Raw genomic sequence first — 18,817 nt, 5'->3', positions numbered from 1 at the left:
GTTCCTTGACACTATTTTTAGTGAAGATTGATTTGCGCTAAATGCTTTCTAAGCTGCATAACATCAGCTTGCTGTTGATCATCACCTGCCATAAAGCCATGTAAAACATGCTGAGTAACGTGTTGAATCAGTTGAATTTGTGCATCATCATAACGATTAACACGATAATTAATCACCACACGAAGTCGGTTTTCTTCGGAGAGAGGCTCTTCATAGACTTCAAAATGCAATCCGAATTTTGCGCTATCCCGTTCGGGTTCAAGTAGCTCAAATCCAATTTCATGCCCGTCTTGCAACGAGAAAGTCCCTGTCAGTGCATTTTTAGCGTGCAACTGAATATAGACTTCATACGGGCTTTCTGTAGATTCTTCATCTTCTGCCCGAACCTGTTCTTCAACAATCGCAAAAGGAATATCGGCATACGGCAAGGTATTGAAAATATTATTCTGGACTTGCTGAACCAGATCACCAATGCGCAGCTCTTCCTGAAACTGGGTATAGTGCATCACCACGTTGGTGAAATAGCCGAGCGTATCCTGATAATTAGGGTTATCTCGACATGCCACCGATGTTCCTGTCAGGATCTTTTTCCCGCCACCAAGGAAATGCACAGACAATACGATTGCGGCATACACTACATAGAAAATCGAAGATTTATAGTTTTTCGCCAGTTGATATAAGTGCTCGGTTTCTGCCGCATTCAGACTGAATTCAACCGATGCTCCTGCCACATCGTACTGGTTTTCCGCAGTGGTCTGCGCCTGTGAACTGAGCAGAGCTGGTTGCTTTTTGACTTTGCCAATCGCATTGATCCAGTAATCCAGATGCTCTTGTAAACTTGAGTCATCCTGTGCCAAAGCATACTCATGGAATTGACGCGGAATTTTTTCCCATACAGGTGCATTGCCCCCGACACGAGCGGTATATGCCTCGAGCAACTCCTTGATCAAGATGCCTGATGACCACTCATCCATGGCAATGTGATACAGCAATAACGAGAGGATATGACGCCCTTGTTCATCTTTGAGGAAACGGACCCGAATTGGAAATTCATGCGTTAACTCGAACTGATGATTGGCTTCTTGTTTTAAAATTTGCTGTGCCGATGCTGTGCCTTGCGTGTCCGAAGACCAGAACCAAGGATGCTGGGCAATCTGATTCAGCGGAATCACCGTTTGAGAAATATCGTCAATGGCATGGAAGACAAAAATACTGCGCAAAGCATGATGACGTTCCAGAATATCCACGAAAGCTGCATAAAATGCTGTTTCATCGACTGTTTCAGTAAAACGGAAGGCAAATGGAATATTGAAGATTGGATCGCGACCCTGATCCGAAAAGCCCATAAATGCTTTTTGTAACAAGGTAATTGGTGCAACAATTTCCTGATCAGGGCTAAAGATTTTGCGGCTGGACTGACTTTGATCCTGATATTCAGCGTACTGAGTTAACTCAATTGCCGTCGGTGCATTGAAGAAATCAACAATCTTGATTTGCACCTGATGCTGGCTTTGCAATTTGCCAAGCACGCGGGTTGCCAAAATCGAATGCCCACCCTGATCGAAGAAGTTATCGTAAATACTGAGATCAGGATTCAATAACACCGCTTTAAATTCATCAAGAATCAGCTCTGCCAATGCCAGATTTTCTGCTTTTGTTGGACTAACCGCTGGAGCTAAATTCAGCGCTGACTGATCATTCTGCGCCAAAGGCTGGCTAAAAATCGGGAACGTGATGTTGTGCGTGTGGTCTTGGTGTAGAAAAACCACAAACTGCTCTAATAACAACGCGGCAATCGAAGCAGACAGACGCTCACCTGTGGTCAGTTCAAGCTGAAGCTGTTGCTGATCCTTGAGTTGGAATGCCAGCGTTAAATCATAGTCCGCATGCAGTGGTGGAATCACCAAAGACTGTACATCAACCTGCGCTAAGGCTAAATACTGCGTCGACTCCATAAATTGGGTGACCAGAATATTGGGAATCAGATGGCGCTGGGTTTTGGTCGCTGACAGGATCTGTTCAATCGACACGTTATGGCTCATTCCCTGTAAAATCTGATTACGGGTCTGGGCAATCTGTTCAGAGATGCCCTGTGCCAGTCGACTGATGCGAATCGGTAAAATATTGGAACTGGACTGGATCTGGTTCAACGAGGCAATATCATAGTGCTCAACCACAGGCACGAACACATCGACCGTGTCTAAATCCAAAATGCTTTGTACATAAAAACCAAACAGTGACACCATCGTATGCAAGATCGATGATTGTGCCGTTTGACTTAACTGATATAAATGTCCCGCATCAATCGTGGCAAAGACGCGCGTCACTTTCGGTTCAGCAACCAGTGTTGAGGTTTTACCATATTGCTGAATCGGGGCGGCATGTGGGGAACGCTGGAACAACGAGGGCCACAGTACCTTGTTCATTCCTGTTGGATATTGTTGCTTCCAGTACGCCAGTGCGGCTGCTTCTGCATGAGAAAAACTGCCAGATGTCTGCGTCAATGGAACAGCCAGTACTTCAGCCGTATTATAAAAATGACTTAAATGCTTAAAAATCGGTTTCCAGGCACTGTCATCCAGCAGGATATGATGCCCCAAAACTCCCAGAATCACTTCCTGATTATTTTTTGGCATCACCACAAACTGAATGGCAGGTTCAGTGCTTAAATCTATTGGGGTCTGCATGAGCGCCAGCAGATGCTGGATCGCCTGCTGCTCAGAATCCACCAGATGTGTGCTGACTTCAAGCTGTTGTGAGGGCTGATGACGCTTGACCAACTCACCTGCCTGATCGAGTTGATAGCGAAAGTTCAGATTCGAATCGCCGGCATAAAGACTTTTGATGGATTGAATTAAACGATCCAGCTTGATGTCACCTGTCAGTTTCAGCCCGACCAGAAACGGCCCTGAAGCCGCCAGTGGATCTTGCTGATGCAACATCCAGGCTCGTTCTTCCGACAAGGACAATGCCAGATGACTATCGCTTAGCACCGCATTTTTTTGTATTTCAGCGCTGGATAATGTCTCAGATAAACCGATATCCTGTAATTCACTTTCAAAGAGACCAAATAAATCGTCACTCATAATCGCTTGATGATGACTCATACAACCTACCTTTAAATTAACTATTTTTCTGATTTACTTGGTTTTTTATGTTGTCGACCATCTCTTGGACGGTTTTGCATTTTGCTAACATATAAAAGTCAATCGATGTATTAAATTGCCGTGCACAGTGCTTCGCCAAGCGATTCAGGTAGCTTGGCGTCATGCCCACCGCCAAAATTTCCGTTTCCATAAACAGATCGGCACTGCTCTGCTGTGCAGGTAAAGACTGACGCAGAAGCTGTAAAATATCCTGCTCCAGTTGTGGCTGCGGGGACTGCATAGGTTCTGCTGGGGATGCAGGGACGTAAGTCTGATACAGCATTTCCTGAGCCGATTTCTGTAACGCTTTTCGGTCAATCTTGCCGTTTCGTGTAATCGGGAATTCGCTCAGATACAGCCATCGTGAAGGAATATGTGAATTGGGCACAAAGCTTTGCAGGAACTGGCGCAGTGCTGCTGGGTTCAGACCGCCAGTTTGCGGATGGGCAGTGGTATAAATGGCAACCAGCTCATTGCCTTCAAATACAGGATTGATGCAGGTCATCACCACACAATCTGTAATCTCGGCATGTTTGAGCAAGGCATTTTCGACCTCTGAGGCAGCAATCCGCACCCCACGTACCTTTAGATAACCTTCATCCCGTCCCGCAAAAATAATACTGCCATCGGCTCTGAAATAACCCCTGTCACTCATGCGAAATGCGCGTTTTTGCTCACCATTGGGTAGCGTCAACAGGACAAAATCTTTTTGCAGGACCTGCCCATCAAGCAGATAACCATTCGAGAGGTTAACACCCGTCATGTACATTTGCCCGATTACACCAACAGGGCAAAACTCACCATGTGGATTTAACAGATGATATTCATTGTGTTTCAGTGCCTTACCATAAGGAATGACATCGCGATCTTGCGGCGTAATCTCATGCCAGATGCTCAAAATCGTGGTTTCTGTCGGACCACCGATTGAAATCAGTCGGGTATGCGGCAAGATTTGACGGAATTTTTGAACCACAGAAGGCTTCACATAATCCCCACCTTGGTTGATCAGGCGAAAACTTTGCAGTTGACGAGGTTCAGCCGCAGTCAGCAACATATCCGCCATAGCAGGAACCGTACACCAGATGCTGACCTTGTACTGATCGATCAACTGCGCCCACGCCACAGCACTTTTGGCTTGCTCTATCGTTGGAATCACCAGCGTTCCCCCAACAGAGAGTGGGACCAGAATATCGAAAAGCGACATATCATGATGAAACGGGGTGGCAGCCAGATGAATATCATTGTGCTGAATATTCCAGTTCTGAATGGACTGCTGCAAGATATTGGAGGTTGCCCGATTGTTCAGGACCACACATTTCGGTGTGCCTGTACTACCTGACGTATACAGATAATAGGCCGGTGAACTGTCATGCTGATACTGCCAAGTCTGTGCTGAGCAAATCGGTGCCTGCAAGGCAGCATGGATATCCACATAAGCCATGCCTTCGACAGGTGCATCACTGATTACCAGATCTACCCGACTATTTTTTAAAATATAGTCTCGGCGCGCCTGAGGTGAGTCCATATCGACAGGTAACCAAATGATATTGGACAAGGCACATGCCAACATGGCATAGATATGTTCAGGGCTTTTCTTCAGACAGATGGCAACCACCTGCTTTTCTGTCACGGCTGCTTGCGCTAGGGCAACACGGACTTTGGCAACATTCTCGCCCAAGCGCTGATATGAAATCTTCTGGTCAGCGTAAATCAAAGCGGCTTTGTCTGGTGTTTGTTGAAAAAGCTGCTTTTCAATCCGTTCTAAATAATTGTCTAACTCAAGACCACCTTCAACATTTTCCTGCCAATCATCTCCGAGGGCTGCAACTCTGGACTGCTGCACAGGTGCATCCTGTAAATCTTGCAGTGCTGCAAGCTGATCCAGACGCTGTTTAAGTGCCTGCAACATATCCTGAACGACCTGCTCAGACAAAGCTTCTTCAACATAGTCAAAATCAATGATGAGATCTGCACAATCTGACAAGGTCAGACGAACATCCAGTGCCAACTGTGGCGTCTGGGTTTGACCCGCCACATACTGAATCTGCGGAGTATTGACTGGTTTTTTCCACGCCAGACCATTGGTCAGGGCGATTGGCAAAACAATCGATTCTTTGGTTTTTTGAATCAGATATTTAGAAATTTCCACCCCTGAAAAGGAGCTATGGGTCATGGACTCTAAAATATCTTTTTGGACATTTTTCGCCGTATCCACAAAGCTTTGCTGTTCAGTATGATGATGGTGCAGCACTATAAAAGATGAATGATTGGCAACGCCACCCGTCATTGCCGAGTTGGAAATCGGTACGGACAGCACCAGACTCTGATCTTCTGTCCATTTTGACAGGACTTCTAAAATAATCGTGGTCAATAATGCATTGGGCAGCAGACGCTGCTTCGCTGCCAGACTGGAAAGTTGCTTCCAAGCCTCGCTCGAAATCGAGATACCACGTCGCTGATAATGTGGATCGGTAATTTTTTCTAATGCAGTAGCCCATGGCAACTGGGTAATCTGCTCAATCTGGTCAAGTTTTTCAAGCCAAAACTGATAGTCTTTGGCACTAGCTTGCACCACATTCGGTTTAACCACTAAATGAGAAGCAGATTGCGGTGCTGCATACTCACTACCACTGCCCTGCCCAAATAATTCGGTCAGGAAAACAGAAATCGAATAACCATCTATAATCAGACCATCAAAACTGGTGAAAACCACAGTGCGATGCTCAGCTTCTTGCGGTAACTGGATAAACGCTATCCGCCACGGTGGAGTGTCCAACGCATGCAGATAATGCGTAAAGGTCTCACGCCAGCGCTGTAACTGCTGCTGTGCATCTTGATGCGACAGTTGCTGTAAATCGACATAGTCAACCTGATGCGCCAGATCAACCTGATCCAGAACCACTTGTATCAGTTCGGTTTCATTAATTTTGGTACGTAATGCGGGGTACTTTGCAACCACTGCGGTCAAGGCATTTTGAAATTGCGCCTTGGTCATCTGCCCATGAAATTCTCTAAAATCGTGCATGGAAGACTGGCTTAAAGGAAAAAGTTTAGACTTGCCCAGCAAATACGCTTTTTGCATGGCATTCAATGGTGTATGAAGCGTGCTCATTTTTTTCCCTCTAATACTTTTAGGAAGATTTCTGCGATCTTGTGTGCAGATTGAGGAATATTTTGTTCAATCACCTTGGCAATATTCTGAACGGTACGCTGTGAAAAAATATCAACCACTGTAATCCCGCAATCTTTAAAATAACGGTGCAGTGCTGCCACAAAATGGGTAGCCAATAAGGAGTCACCGCCATAATCAAAGAAATCAATATTGGCATTTGGGTGATCGGGTTGTAAGCCAATGATTTTAGCCATCATGAAATACACCACCTGTTCTAAATGGGGCTGTGTTTGCGCTGATGACCGTTGGGCGAGTGATTGATTTTGATCAATAAAATCTTGAATATTGTCTGCTTGAACTTGTGCAAACTGTTCAGCACTGATGAGATAAGACTGCTCAGGAATTAAATATTGTGGCAGTCGTGCTGCATAGGCAGCATTTAGCTGATGCTGCTTCAGTTCAGCCTGTGGGGACATAACCAAGCAGGCAATTAAGCGATTTTTGCCATCTTGATAAACTGAACAGAGCTTGGTTTGTGCTACTTCTGGAATCTCAAGGATTTTTTGGCAAAGCTCATTTAAATCCAGCCAGTATCCGTTGATTTTGACCAGTTGATGCTGATCTTCAAACAGGATAATTTCAGCAGCATCATTGTAATAAGCGGCATAACGGGTCGGATACCAATACTGCCCTTGTACCAGTTTCAAATTCAGCCCTGAATGCCGTTTGACATCCTGTGCCTGAACACGTCCCCACAAGGTTCCAATCACCCAGTCTGGGCAATCGATGCCCATCTGATTAACCACACGATACTGATCACAATCTACTGGTAGCTGTGCCAGCACATGGGCTGCAAGTGTGGCAGGCTGAGCCTGTCTTTGAGCATGCTGCGCCGTAGGCAACTGATATGCCATCGGAGCATGAATGTACGTTTCATCCTGAATTATTGCCGTGATCTGGGCAATATAATGCTCGAACATATGCTGGATCACGTGCGGTTTAAAGGCATGACTGCGAATGTCCCAGTTGACCACCAAACCCTGATTAAAATAAGCAATTTGTACATCAAGATCGACTTTAGGGCCTTGAGAAATACACCAGACAGGCTGTCCCAGATGCAACTGCAAGCCCTCAGAAAAAATTTCACCGACTTCAAGTGCAGAGGTAAAGACAATCGGCGAGGTTTCTAACTGCTGGTGACGTTTGGAAAGATCCCGCAACACATGAATACCCGCATAAGCATAATGCTCATGGGCTTGCTGCACCTGCTGCTCAATGCGTTGCACTGCCGAATAAAAAGATTCCTGCGCGTTGAGCTGTACATCCAGCAAGCTTAAATTGGCAAAATCACCCACGATGTCATTGATCATCTGCTGATATGGCTCTCTGACAAAGAACGGAAGATTTAACCGAAACTGTGGTGAGGATGACCAAGTTGCCACGGTTTCAGCAAAAGCCGTCAGGCAAAGTGACTGTACCGAAAGATGATTTTTTTCAGCGATCTGTTGTAATTTTTTCTTATCGGCTTCAGTAAAACAAAATGCTAGACGCTCAAATTGCTGTGGATTTTCTCGCAAGCCTTCTGGGAGGAATGGTAGATCAGGCGCAGGGGCAATCTGGTCTAAACGGTTCTGCCACCACTGCTGGTCCTGTAAAGCTTTTGCATGGTAATTTGGATCGTCACTACGCTGTTGCAGATAGTCAAAATAATCAATGGATGAGCTGTTCAGCGGGCTGAGTGTTTTACCCAGATATAACGCAGTTAGATCTTCCACCACGATCAAATAACTCTGCGGATCAATGGCGATCATATCGCTATCAATATGTAGGATATGCTGATGATCTGGCAATAAACTCAGATGGATATCAATCACTTGCCCATTTTGAATAGCAAGCTGTTGATGGCTCATCTGCTGACGTCTGTTTTGTAATGCCGCAGCCACATCTGCTTGATCCAGATGACTTAAATCATGGATTTGAATCTGCTGATGCTCCAACGCCTGAATGCTTTGTCGCCCATTGATAATCGAGGCATTTAGCATAGGGTGACGCTGCACCAGTTTCTGATATGCGGTTTGTAATTTTTGAATATCGAGGTTTTTCCCAGCAAACTCCATATATAAATGGGCGGCAGTATTTTCCGACTGTCTACCTGCCCAGTAGGCGTATTGCATATCAGATAAAGCTACAGATGCAGAAGGAAGTGAATATGACAGCGCTACAGCAGGCTCCTGAACCTCTGAGGATACGCTCATGCTGTTAATAATACTGACCCAGTCTTCAACCGTAGGTGACATGGCAAAGTCTGTATAAGACAATGGTTTTTGATATTTTTTCTCGAAAACATCCACCAATTGCATGATCGCCAAAGAATGTAACCCATGTTCGATCAAATTATCCTGAGGCGATATATTGACGCTGTCCAACTGTAAAACGGTATGAATATGTTGGGTAATTTCTTGCTGTAACTTCATTTCTATACTCACCTGTCAGGCTTATTGTCCCAAGGTCGCGCCACCATCAATCACCAAATCGTGCATGGTGATATGCGTTGCCTGATCACTCAGCAAGAACATCACCGCATTGGCAATATCTTGTGTCTGGGCTATTTTTTGTAATGGAATCCCGACCTTATATTGCGCAGGATTGCCCTGGATCGTATTTTGCTCACCTGTTGCATCGTTCCATAACTGGTATTGCATTGGGGTCGCTGTTGAACCAGGCGAGATGATATTGACGCGTACGCCATATTCAGCCAGTTCCAAACCTACGGTTTTTGAGAAACTGGTCAGCGCCGCTTTAGATGCACCATAGGCTGCCATGTTAATGCGCGGTGCATGTGCCGCATTGGATGAAACCACGACAATGCTGCCCGAACGCTGGTGTTTGAAATGCGGGCTTAATTGGCGCAAGAAATAAAACGCGCCAAAAACGTTCACTTCAAAGGTTTGTCGCCATGCATCGAGGGACAAACTCTCATGTGAATCTAAATGCAGCACCGCAGCAACATTGACAAAATAATCTGGAGCAGCTGTTTTTAAGAGGCGGGTGCACAATGCAGAGACCTGCTGTTCATCGCGCACATCACATTCATAGACCTGCGCCTTAAATACCGCAGGAACCTGATCTGTAGAGACATCAAAACCAATGACCTGAATGTCCTGTGCAATCAGTTGGCGCATGATCTCGGCACCAATCCCCTGATTCACCCCTGTAACCCATGCAATTTTTTGCTTGTTCGCGAAAGCCATAACTGTTCCTTAACCATCTACAATGTTGAAAATCAAGAACGAACCAGTTGGTTCACATGATGCACAACACCCAAATTGCGCTGGACATATTGCAAGGCAAAAAGATGGTCTTTCAGGCTAAAGTCCGCCACAGAGTCAGCGATTACGAAAGGCTTAATCCCGTTCATAAAGGCTTCTGCTGCGGTTTGTAACACGCCAATATGCGCATATACGCCACAAATAATCAGTTGATCTCGTTGTTCTTGTTTGAGTAATTGTTCGAGGTCAGAGCGATAAAAAGCACTGTAGCGCCATTTGGTTAACACCAAATCGTGCTTGGTTGGCGCAAGCTGCTTCACAATATCGGCCTGTTCAGGATATGCCGTTAAGCCTGCACCCCACATATCATTTAATAAGGCACGATCTTGATCATCTTGTTTTGCAGGCTGTGCGGTGTAATACACAGGAATATCATTTTGCACACACCATGCTTTTAATTTGCTGATGTTATGCATCACGATCTGGATCAACGGTGATTCTTCGCCATAGAAATTAATGAAATAATCCTGCATATCATGGATTAATAACGCTGCACGCTGCTTATCAATTTTCCAGTCTACTTTTGCCTCTGGATAATCCTGTTTTAGTGGCAAATGATAACTTTCAATTTTTCGAATACTCATGGCTTAACCTATTATTTTTAAGAGACTGGATTTATCGTGCATCAATACTGGCATTCAGCGTTTTCAACATGGTTTGCATTTTGGCTTCGGTTTCATTCCATTCCATTTCTGCATCCGAACCCATGACAATACCTGCGCCCGCATACAAACGAATGCTTTGACCGCTTAACAAACCACAACGAATGGTGACAACCCATTCACCATTGCCGTGCGCATCCATCCAGCCAACCAAGCCCGCATAATATTCACGGTCATAACCTTCGTGCTGCAAGATAAACTGTTTGGCGAGATTGGTCGGCGAACCACATACGGCTGGGGTTGGATGCAAAGACAATGCAACATTCAGCGCATTCAGGTTCTGGTCTTTTAATGTCCCCTGAAATACAGAAGACAAATGCAACATGGTCGTGGTCTCTAAAATTTCAGGCTGTTCAGAAACTTTCAACTCTTGGCATAACGGATCTAAATTCTGCAAAATGTTATCGACCACAATCTGGTGCTCGTATAAATCCTTGGTCGATGCTTGTAACTCACTGGTGCGTAGGTTATTGACTGCCGCATCTTTACTGCGAGGTCGAGAGCCTGCCAGTGGATTGCTGCGAATGGCTTCATTTCGTTTGGAAATCAGCAGTTCTGGGCTGGCACCCAACAAATAGCTGTCTTGGTCAACAGGCACAACAAAGGTATAGGCATACGGATTTTGTGCAGACAAGGTGATTGCCAGTTCAGCAGGTTTCTGAGAATCCAGTAATTCAAAATCTACCGCCTGAGACAAAACAATTTTTTCTAAATGCTGCTTTGAAAATGCCGCAATCGCTGATTCGACAGCCTTGCCAAAATGCTGACTTTCAATGACTTGTTTTTTATTTTTTAATTGAAGTGGCAATAAAGCATCGGCACTGGCAGCGGACGTACTGTTTTGTTTGCGATGTTGACGATAAAAATTTAACGAGGATGGCTTGGTTGTATCAAATGGAATTGCACCCACCAAAATCGGATTCGTCCCCTCTTGATCAAGAAGTCGAGTAAAACATTCTTGAATTTTTTGATTGAGCGCCGTTTTGTCTATTGCGGGGAGTGAAATGGTGTCTGCTAAATCATCTGCGAATAAGTGATAGTCTTTTGTAAAAAAACAAGCTGTTTTATTGTCAAAGAATTCACCTTGTTGTTTATTGATACTTTGCATAAAACTTCCTCACCCAATATAAAATCGTTAAGTATTGATCTCATGATTTAGCTTTAACACCAAACTAATACATTGATATATATTGATTTATATAAATATTCAATTTTTCAACATGTCAAATTTTGTTAATTAAATTTCAATACCTTTAGCTTGATGACCTCAGATATATCGTATGGTCTTGTTCTAGACCATTTTGCGCCAAGAAAGTGTATTAATAATCATTATCAATTAAAAGAAACAATAAGGAATATTTTCCTAGATTAAGGAAAGTCTCTGTTTTAAATCATTTTTTATATATAATTAAATCGAATCAGAAAAATATAAGCGTTGAAGATTGACAATCGGCCACCATTTAAATGAAAATAGTTATCATTTAATATGCCAATAATATCAGATCACAGATTATGTCTAAATTTATTGATTTTCATAAAACAGTTTTAAAACAGGTCGGGAATTTATATTTAGATACATGCTCAGAACTCCCCAATCATCAGCTAAATCTATGTAATCCATCTGATGGTCAAGGCTATACTGAACTCTATGACTTTAATCGCTTATGTGTTGGAAAAGGTCAATACTGGCTACATCACCCCCTAAAAATGAGTGCCAATACACAAACTTATTCTTTAGGTTTGACTATCTTGTTGTCAGGTACGCATCACATCCAAAATCACCAAACCAATCAAGAATATGAATTTCAGTCACCGATGATTATTTTGCGTAAAGGCATTCTTGGTTTACAGACGTTATATTTGCCAGAACATAAGCAAATGTCATTAATTAGTTTAGATTTCGACGAGAGTTTACTAAAAATACTGAAATCATCTACGGTAGATAATCATTTGCTTCAATTCTTTTTTGATGGTGATACACCTGCTTTAAAGGCAATTCAAATTCCACATAAAGATATTTTGCACCATGCCCAATATTTACTTAATTTGCCAGTAGCCAAGAATATGCTGGATTTGCTACATCTCGAGGGTGCAGCACTTGAACTGTTAAGTTTACTGCTGCAGAAAAATACTCAAGATTTGATTAAACCTGCCATCCAAAACGCGATTTCTATTTTGGAAACTCAATTTGATCAGAAAATTACGATTAGGGATTTATCCAAACAAGTGGGAATGAATGAATGTGATTTAAAGCGCCTGTTTAAACAGAGCACAGGACATACGATCGGCCATTTTCTACTCAAGACCCGAATGAAATATGCTCAGTCACTTCTAAAAAAAGGCATGTCAATTGAGCATGTAGCCAATCAAATTGGCTATAGCAGTACACAATATTTTAAGCGGATTTTTGAACAGCACTTTGGTTATATCCCTTAAATTAACAAATCTTATCCAGTTTCAGGCACATTCATCAGATTAAACAAAAATAAAAAAGCTGCATCATGTTGTGATGCAGCCTCAAATTAAACCTAATGCTGTCATTGAATTATTAGTACACCACTTCTTTATGGGTAATTCTGCGATAGCTTTGAATAATCATAAACAGTGCAGCCAAACAAATCCCTGTAGCCAAAACTTTCCAGATCACATCGACATTGGCAGAGAGTTGCAACCAGCCTTTTACACCCATGACATAGCTAAGCGGAATAATGATGATCCAATAACAGAATAAGATGACCACTAATGGTTGCATAAATTGCTGTAAGCCTCTGAGCACACCTGAAGCCACTGTTTGCATCGCGTCGAAAACTAAAAAAATGGCAACATAATGCATCAGCCTTGTGGCAATGCTCAAGACAGTTACATCCTGACTGAATAACCTCGTAATTTGATGGGCAAATATGGTTAAAATCAGCGCCATCAGCCCAGCATAAATCAGAGTCATCATGGCAACCGTTACACTGGTCAATACCTTGCCCTGCTGATTATTGGTCGAAGAAAAGGACGCAACACGTATGGTGGTTGCACTACTGATTGCCACAGGAATCATGATAATTACCATCGCAATATTAATCACGATTTGATGGGCTGCAATCACTCGGGTTCCCAATTCCGAAGCGAAGAAAGCCAGTGTTGAGAGCGCCAATATTTGCAGCACCAAAGTCACCCCGATTGGCAAACCTTGTTTCAACAACTGTAAACTCTCGCCATAAGTGACCTGACTTTCCTGCTGCTGCTGAATTTCAGGCACAGCTTCGCGGACAAAATATCGCATCACAAAACAAGCAATATAAGCACTGAGTGCTGTGGCTAAACCTGTACCTGCCCCACCTAATTGTGGTAAAAAGCCAACGCCGTTGACCAAGCCAAAGCATAGAGATGCATCACATATCAGTAAAATCATAAAGGTCAGCATAATCGGTTTCAGCTGACTATTGCCTTCACTCATAAAACGGTAAAGGGTCATATAGACCAGACCTGGCATGGCAAAAGCAACAAAATGCAGATAGTTCTTGGTGATCACTGCTATTTTCACATCTGCAATCATCAATGGGCAGAGAAATGCCAAGAGTTGGATTAGCACAAAGCCAAAAATCGCCAAGGTCAGTGCGATATTTTTTCCCTGTTGAAATAAAATGGCAATTTGCTTGCCATCTTGTTGATGTTTGAGCATCGACACTTTGGGAACTAGGACATATAAAATCCCAGTAAACAAAATAAAAATAGGCGTCCAGATACTACTTCCCAGACCAATCCCAGCCAGATCATGATAGTTATACTTACCAGCAACGAGTGTATTCACCAACCCTAGCGAAGCCTGACACAACTGAATTAAAATTAATGGCAGTGCCAGTTTTAAAATCGGGATCGAAATATCTTTAAATATATTCATAATGTGTCTTCAATCTACCTCATCATCTACTGATGGATGATCGACACTTTATTTCAAGCGCCAATATCCTTTTATATGATTGTTCTTACCCTGTAATGCGCGTTGATTACGAAAGTAATGTCGGATCTGCTTTGCAGCATTATTTTCCAAGGCGCCCCATACATTATCGATGGAAGAAAATTCCTCTAAGATTTGAAGGGTTTGCTCGGCTTGGACAGCGACATCACAGATGATTTTCTTCAAGATGGTATTTTCAGGAAAAGAAAATTCTTTAAAATAATCAAGATCCTGTTGCTCTGTACACAACAGAACAACGATCGGCGGTGTTGGATTTTTCCAAAAATCCATAATTCCGGCCAGCGCGGGATATGCCGTTTCATCAGCAATCAATACGGCTTGCCCTTGATGCAGATGTTCATGTTTGTCATCAGTTTCAGTACGGCTTGAAATCAGCGATCCCAGTTGTAATTCTGAAACCCACTCACTGCCTGGGCTGTTGCCATGAGTAAAGACATCGACATAACCATAATTCAACGCCGTGTCATCTCCATCTCGGCTAAAAGACTGGCGCAAGGTATATAGGCGTACATCTTTATTCATCGACTCCAGTAGTTTTTGGCGTTTTGGGCTGGAAATATGTTTCATTATCCACAAGAAACCACGATCGAAGGTATTTTTGACTAACCCACTTTTATTGGACTGTTTGGCTTTGACTTGTGGTGCCTTTTCAAGAACTTTCAAAATGAAACCATAGGCATAACCTGCATAATATTGCGGCAGCGCCACTTGGCTTTTAATGGTGAGTCGGGTGATATTTTTACTGAGCTGCTCTTTGGCAATCACTTCAAAAAACTGCTTGGCATTATTGCTAAACTCGATTTTTTGTATTGCAAATGAATTGTATGCCAAATACAGAATTTGCTCTTCCAGATCACCTTTTAATTCAAAATCGACAAAAAGCGCCGTTGCCTTTTGAGCCTGCCCTTCACGTGTATGCAGCAAAATGCCTTCTTCATAGATATCGGTAATACTCGCTTCATGAATCTGCATATTTTTGCCATAGCTTTGCGCAATCATGAGCAGCTCTTTGGTATGGTCCTGATTGACATGATCCATAATATCGAGCTTACGGTCTTGGTCTTGAATAGTGGTGTAGTTCATCATTTTAAAAAGCTACCTTTATTTTCCTAAAGACATCTCGTGTGATTGGCGATTATTGAGATGTGGTGGGTAATAATTTCCATGTCAGTCCAGCAACACCCATTGCACAAGCAAAAGTGATCAAAACGACAGCGGTGTATCCAATATGTTGGGCGAAGGCCAAGCCGATTGCAGAGTAAGCAAAGCCCATAAAAACAATCAGGCTGAGTTGCAAACTAAAAAATGTCGCTTTGGCGGGCATGGTCGATGCCCGATCCATAATCAGGGTAGAAAGTGCCGCCATTAATCCAGGGTTTGCGAGAAAATATCCAAAAATCGCAAGATAAACCAAAGGTTTAGTCGTATAACCCAAGGTCAGCGGAATAAATAACAATAACGCCATGCCCTGTAACAGGGTCAGGCTGATTAACGCGGCTTTACGGTGCAGTTTATTAATCAGAAAAGTCGCTAAAAATGCGGAAAAAATGCCAACAATTGAACCAAAGACTTTGGTTGCAAACCCAATATCTGCCAAGGACCATTTGGCATCGACCAATAGCGGATTTAAAATGCCAAAAACAGCAGTAAAACCGATGGGATAAACAAACAGTAATGCAAACCAGACTTTATGTTGCTGAATAAACTGTTTAATTTGTTGTGCCAGACTTTTAAATTGTCCAGAGATTCCGCGATGTGGATTGGCCCAAACATTGTCTGGTTCTTGATAAAAAAACAGTTGAATATTGGTCAGTGCTGTCAGCCCTGCCAAAATCCATAGTGCACCTTGCCAATGTAGCCAAGGATATAAAATCAGTAACAAGCCACCACCAATAATATTGCCCATCAAATTACTGGAGTATTGAATACTGTTGGCAAACTGGCGTTCTGTTGCCCTAAAAATTTTGCAAGCAAGACCATCAATTGCGACATCTTGCATACTCATAAATAAGGTATACACAATAAATAAAATTAAAATCGCAGAGAAATGCTGCTGAATGTCGAGCAAACCGCAAATGAATAACAAGATGGTCATACAAAGCTGGGCCGCAATTAGCCAGCTACGATACTGCCCCTGAAAGAAAAGACGAAAACTGTCGATAAATGGCGCGTACAAGACCTTACCTAACATCGGCAATGCGATCAAATTGATTAATGCCAATTTATCGAGCGCAATCCCGCTTTGCCTTAAGATCGCAAATGCAGCAGAGATCATAAAGGCAATACCAATATATTGTGTGGTGTACACACTGATCAGCAATGACCACGGTTTCGGATTTTCTTTCATGGGAGTCTTCCAATGTTGATTTAATAATTTAAGTTTTAGAAATCAATCTGCATTGAAAGTTTATAAGTGCGCGGCAAGCCCACTGAGACATAAGCACCATTCCAGACACCTGCCCAATAGTTTTTATTAAAGACGTTATCCACTCCGCCTCTAAACGTGACTTTATGATTGGCAATTGATGTTAAATAGCGCCCACCCACATCGACACGAACCCAGCTTGGTAGTTTTTGGGTATTTGCTGTATCAACGTATTCTGTACCTGTATAAATCGTATTTGCAGTTAAGGTTAGCCCCTGAATTTGATTTACATCCCATTCAAAACCTAAATTTGACTGCCAGTGAGGAATACCATAGACATCGTTACCATCATAAGCACCTGATGCAGTCTTCGTTTGCTTGGCATCCATATACACCACACCACCTAACACACGCAGGTTTTGCAATAACTGTCCAGCAGTTGTCCATTCAACTCCTCTGTTTCGTTGTTCGCCATCTGAGTTATATGTGTTTGTGCTGCTGTCTTTGATCATGCTGGGTTTTGTAATTTGATAAATACTTAGGCTATTTCTAAACGTGCCATTTTCCCATTTCATACCCACTTCATACTGCTTCGACTTATATGGAGCCATATTTGCACCATAATTTGCAGCAGTTGTATCGGTTACAGAGTCACCTTGTGATAAGCCTTCAATGTAGTTCCCATACAGTGAAATTGAGTTATTCCAAGGTTTAACGACAAAACCAACCGCAGGTGTTAGTGCACTTTTCTTATATAACGGACTGCTTGCTAGGCCCGTATAAATGCTATAGCTCTGGGATCTGACCTGCTGGCGACGTAATCCGAGAATCAACTGATATTTATCATCAACAAACGATAAAGTGTCAGCCAGTGCGATACTACTCAATGTAATTGCTGATGTTTTTGGAATATACGTAGGCTCACTCGCCAAAGTACCTGATGCAGATGGTGTGTAGATATTGGATGACCATGTTCCACCTGTGGACAACCCCATTCGCATATCCTGATCAATCACATTAGTACTCAGCACTAAGCTATGATCGACCACCCCTGTTTTAAACTTACCGCGAAGTCCTGCTTCAGCAGAAGTGACATCGGTAATATTGGCAGTATTTCGAGAGAAAGCCGTATAGTCACCATTGGCTTGAGCGTTTAATCCCAAAGCATTGTTTGCCATATAACCATGGGCTTTTTGATGTTTAGTCCCACCAGTCAGATATGCTGTCCAATCATCTGTAAAGTCGTATTCGACATGTCCAATCGCTGCAGTGGTTTCAGTTACCCCATAAGAACCTGGCATGGTATTGGTCGATGCATCGGGTGCTTTGGGAATGCTTGAAGATGCAAAAGACACCATCAGTGGCATTGCGCCCGATAATTTCTCTTTAATGTCATACACATCTAAAGATGCACGTAAATTGGTGCCTTTATAATCAAGTGCAATAGAACCTAAACGCCGATCTTCAGTCTGCCCATCTAAAGACGTTCCTCCATGTGATTTAAGCGCATTGACCCGAATACCAAATTGGTTGTTTTCACCAAAACGACGCCCAATATCAACATGTTCACCAAAATTTGAAGATGATGAATAAGTTGTAGTTAAACGTGTAATCGGTTCATCGGTTGCACGTTTAGGTACAACATTAATAACACCGCCAACCGCACCACCCAATGACATTCCATAAAGCAAAGCACTGGTTCCACGGAATACTTCAACTCGTTCTAAAAACTCAGTTGGAACACGGTTATGTGGGACTAAACCAAATACCCCATCCCATGCCAATTCATGGCTTTGCGTATATAAACCACGGATATTAAAGTATTCCCCTAAACCATTTGCCGACATGACACTACGAACAGATGGATCACTTTGCAGCGCTTCTGCAACTGTTTTTGCCTGATGGTCTTCAATATATTTGGCGGTATAACTGGTAATGCTAAATGGTGTATCAAGTGCATCTTTGTCGCCCAAGATTCCTACTTGGCTTTTACGACTGACCTGCCCTGCTGCAAGTGTGGAGTTGGTATTTTTATTTGCAGCAACGCGAATGACAGGTAATACATTTTGATCTGCCGTTTCATCGTTTTTATCTTGTTCAGCCGCTTGGATTGATTGAGATAACATTGCAAATGCTAAACTTGCCCCTAATACCGATAACTTAAAACCCAACCCTTTATTCATTTCACGCCTTATCACTGACAAATTATAAAATTTACATAATTTTACTGATA

11 protein-coding genes are annotated in these 18,817 nt (G+C 42.9%); 1 reads left to right on the top strand and 10 read right to left on the bottom strand.

What is annotated here, in order from left to right; genetic code table 11:
• Positions 1 to 17: 17 nt before the first annotated feature.
• From C1A47_RS08830 to C1A47_RS08805, 6 genes are read right to left on the bottom strand one after another with little or no spacing between them, the layout of a single operon-like run.
• Positions 18 to 3,107, bottom strand: a complete 3,090-nt coding sequence (locus C1A47_RS08830) for a condensation domain-containing protein (protein ID WP_111894484.1) — start codon at positions 3,105 to 3,107, stop codon at positions 18 to 20.
• Between the two features lie 16 nt (positions 3,108 to 3,123).
• Positions 3,124 to 6,258, bottom strand: a complete 3,135-nt coding sequence (locus C1A47_RS17990; protein ID WP_111894482.1) for an AMP-binding protein — start codon at positions 6,256 to 6,258, stop codon at positions 3,124 to 3,126.
• Positions 6,255 to 8,732: a condensation domain-containing protein gene (locus tag C1A47_RS08820; RefSeq protein ID WP_111894480.1), complete on the bottom strand. Its 2,478-nt coding sequence runs from the start codon at positions 8,730 to 8,732 to the stop codon at positions 6,255 to 6,257. The genes C1A47_RS17990 and C1A47_RS08820 overlap by 4 nt, the downstream gene beginning before the upstream one ends.
• A gap of 21 nt (positions 8,733 to 8,753) precedes the next feature.
• Positions 8,754 to 9,509, bottom strand: a complete 756-nt coding sequence (dhbA, locus tag C1A47_RS08815) for a 2,3-dihydro-2,3-dihydroxybenzoate dehydrogenase (protein ID WP_111894478.1) — start codon at positions 9,507 to 9,509, stop codon at positions 8,754 to 8,756.
• Between the two features lie 32 nt (positions 9,510 to 9,541).
• Positions 9,542 to 10,171 (bottom strand): isochorismatase family protein, encoded by a 630-nt coding sequence (locus C1A47_RS08810; protein WP_111894476.1) that lies wholly within the window; start codon positions 10,169 to 10,171, stop codon positions 9,542 to 9,544.
• A gap of 31 nt (positions 10,172 to 10,202) precedes the next feature.
• Positions 10,203 to 11,357 (bottom strand): isochorismate synthase MenF, encoded by a 1,155-nt coding sequence (locus C1A47_RS08805; RefSeq protein WP_111894474.1) that lies wholly within the window; start codon positions 11,355 to 11,357, stop codon positions 10,203 to 10,205.
• Between the two features lie 404 nt (positions 11,358 to 11,761).
• Between C1A47_RS08805 and C1A47_RS08800 the strand changes: the two genes are divergently transcribed.
• On the top strand, positions 11,762 to 12,685 hold the full coding sequence (locus C1A47_RS08800; protein WP_111894472.1) for a helix-turn-helix transcriptional regulator: 924 nt from the start codon (positions 11,762 to 11,764) through the stop codon (positions 12,683 to 12,685).
• A 112-nt stretch (positions 12,686 to 12,797) separates the two neighbouring features.
• Here C1A47_RS08800 and C1A47_RS08795 read toward each other — a convergent pair whose 3' ends face one another.
• Genes C1A47_RS08795 through C1A47_RS08780 form a run of 4 tightly spaced genes read right to left on the bottom strand, consistent with a single transcriptional unit; the run spans position 12,798 to position 18,767 of the window.
• Positions 12,798 to 14,141, bottom strand: coding sequence for an MATE family efflux transporter (locus C1A47_RS08795; RefSeq protein WP_111894470.1), 1,344 nt, complete (start codon positions 14,139 to 14,141; stop codon positions 12,798 to 12,800).
• A 48-nt stretch (positions 14,142 to 14,189) separates the two neighbouring features.
• The gene (locus C1A47_RS08790) at positions 14,190 to 15,305 is read right to left on the bottom strand and encodes a siderophore-interacting protein (RefSeq protein ID WP_111894468.1); all 1,116 of its coding nucleotides are present in this window, start codon (positions 15,303 to 15,305) and stop codon (positions 14,190 to 14,192) included.
• Between the two features lie 49 nt (positions 15,306 to 15,354).
• Positions 15,355 to 16,566 carry an MFS transporter gene (locus tag C1A47_RS08785; protein ID WP_111894466.1) on the bottom strand — a complete coding sequence of 404 codons (1,212 nt, stop codon included), beginning with the start codon at positions 16,564 to 16,566 and terminating at the stop codon, positions 15,355 to 15,357.
• A gap of 35 nt (positions 16,567 to 16,601) precedes the next feature.
• Positions 16,602 to 18,767 carry a TonB-dependent receptor gene (locus C1A47_RS08780; RefSeq protein ID WP_111894464.1) on the bottom strand — a complete coding sequence of 722 codons (2,166 nt, stop codon included), beginning with the start codon at positions 18,765 to 18,767 and terminating at the stop codon, positions 16,602 to 16,604.
• Positions 18,768 to 18,817 lie beyond the last annotated feature (50 nt).

This window comes from Acinetobacter sp. MB5, assembly GCF_003261585.1.
In the GTDB taxonomy this organism is placed as follows: domain Bacteria; phylum Pseudomonadota; class Gammaproteobacteria; order Pseudomonadales; family Moraxellaceae; genus Acinetobacter.
Note: the sequence above shows the minus strand (reverse complement) of the source record. Positions and strands in the feature narration are given on the sequence as shown.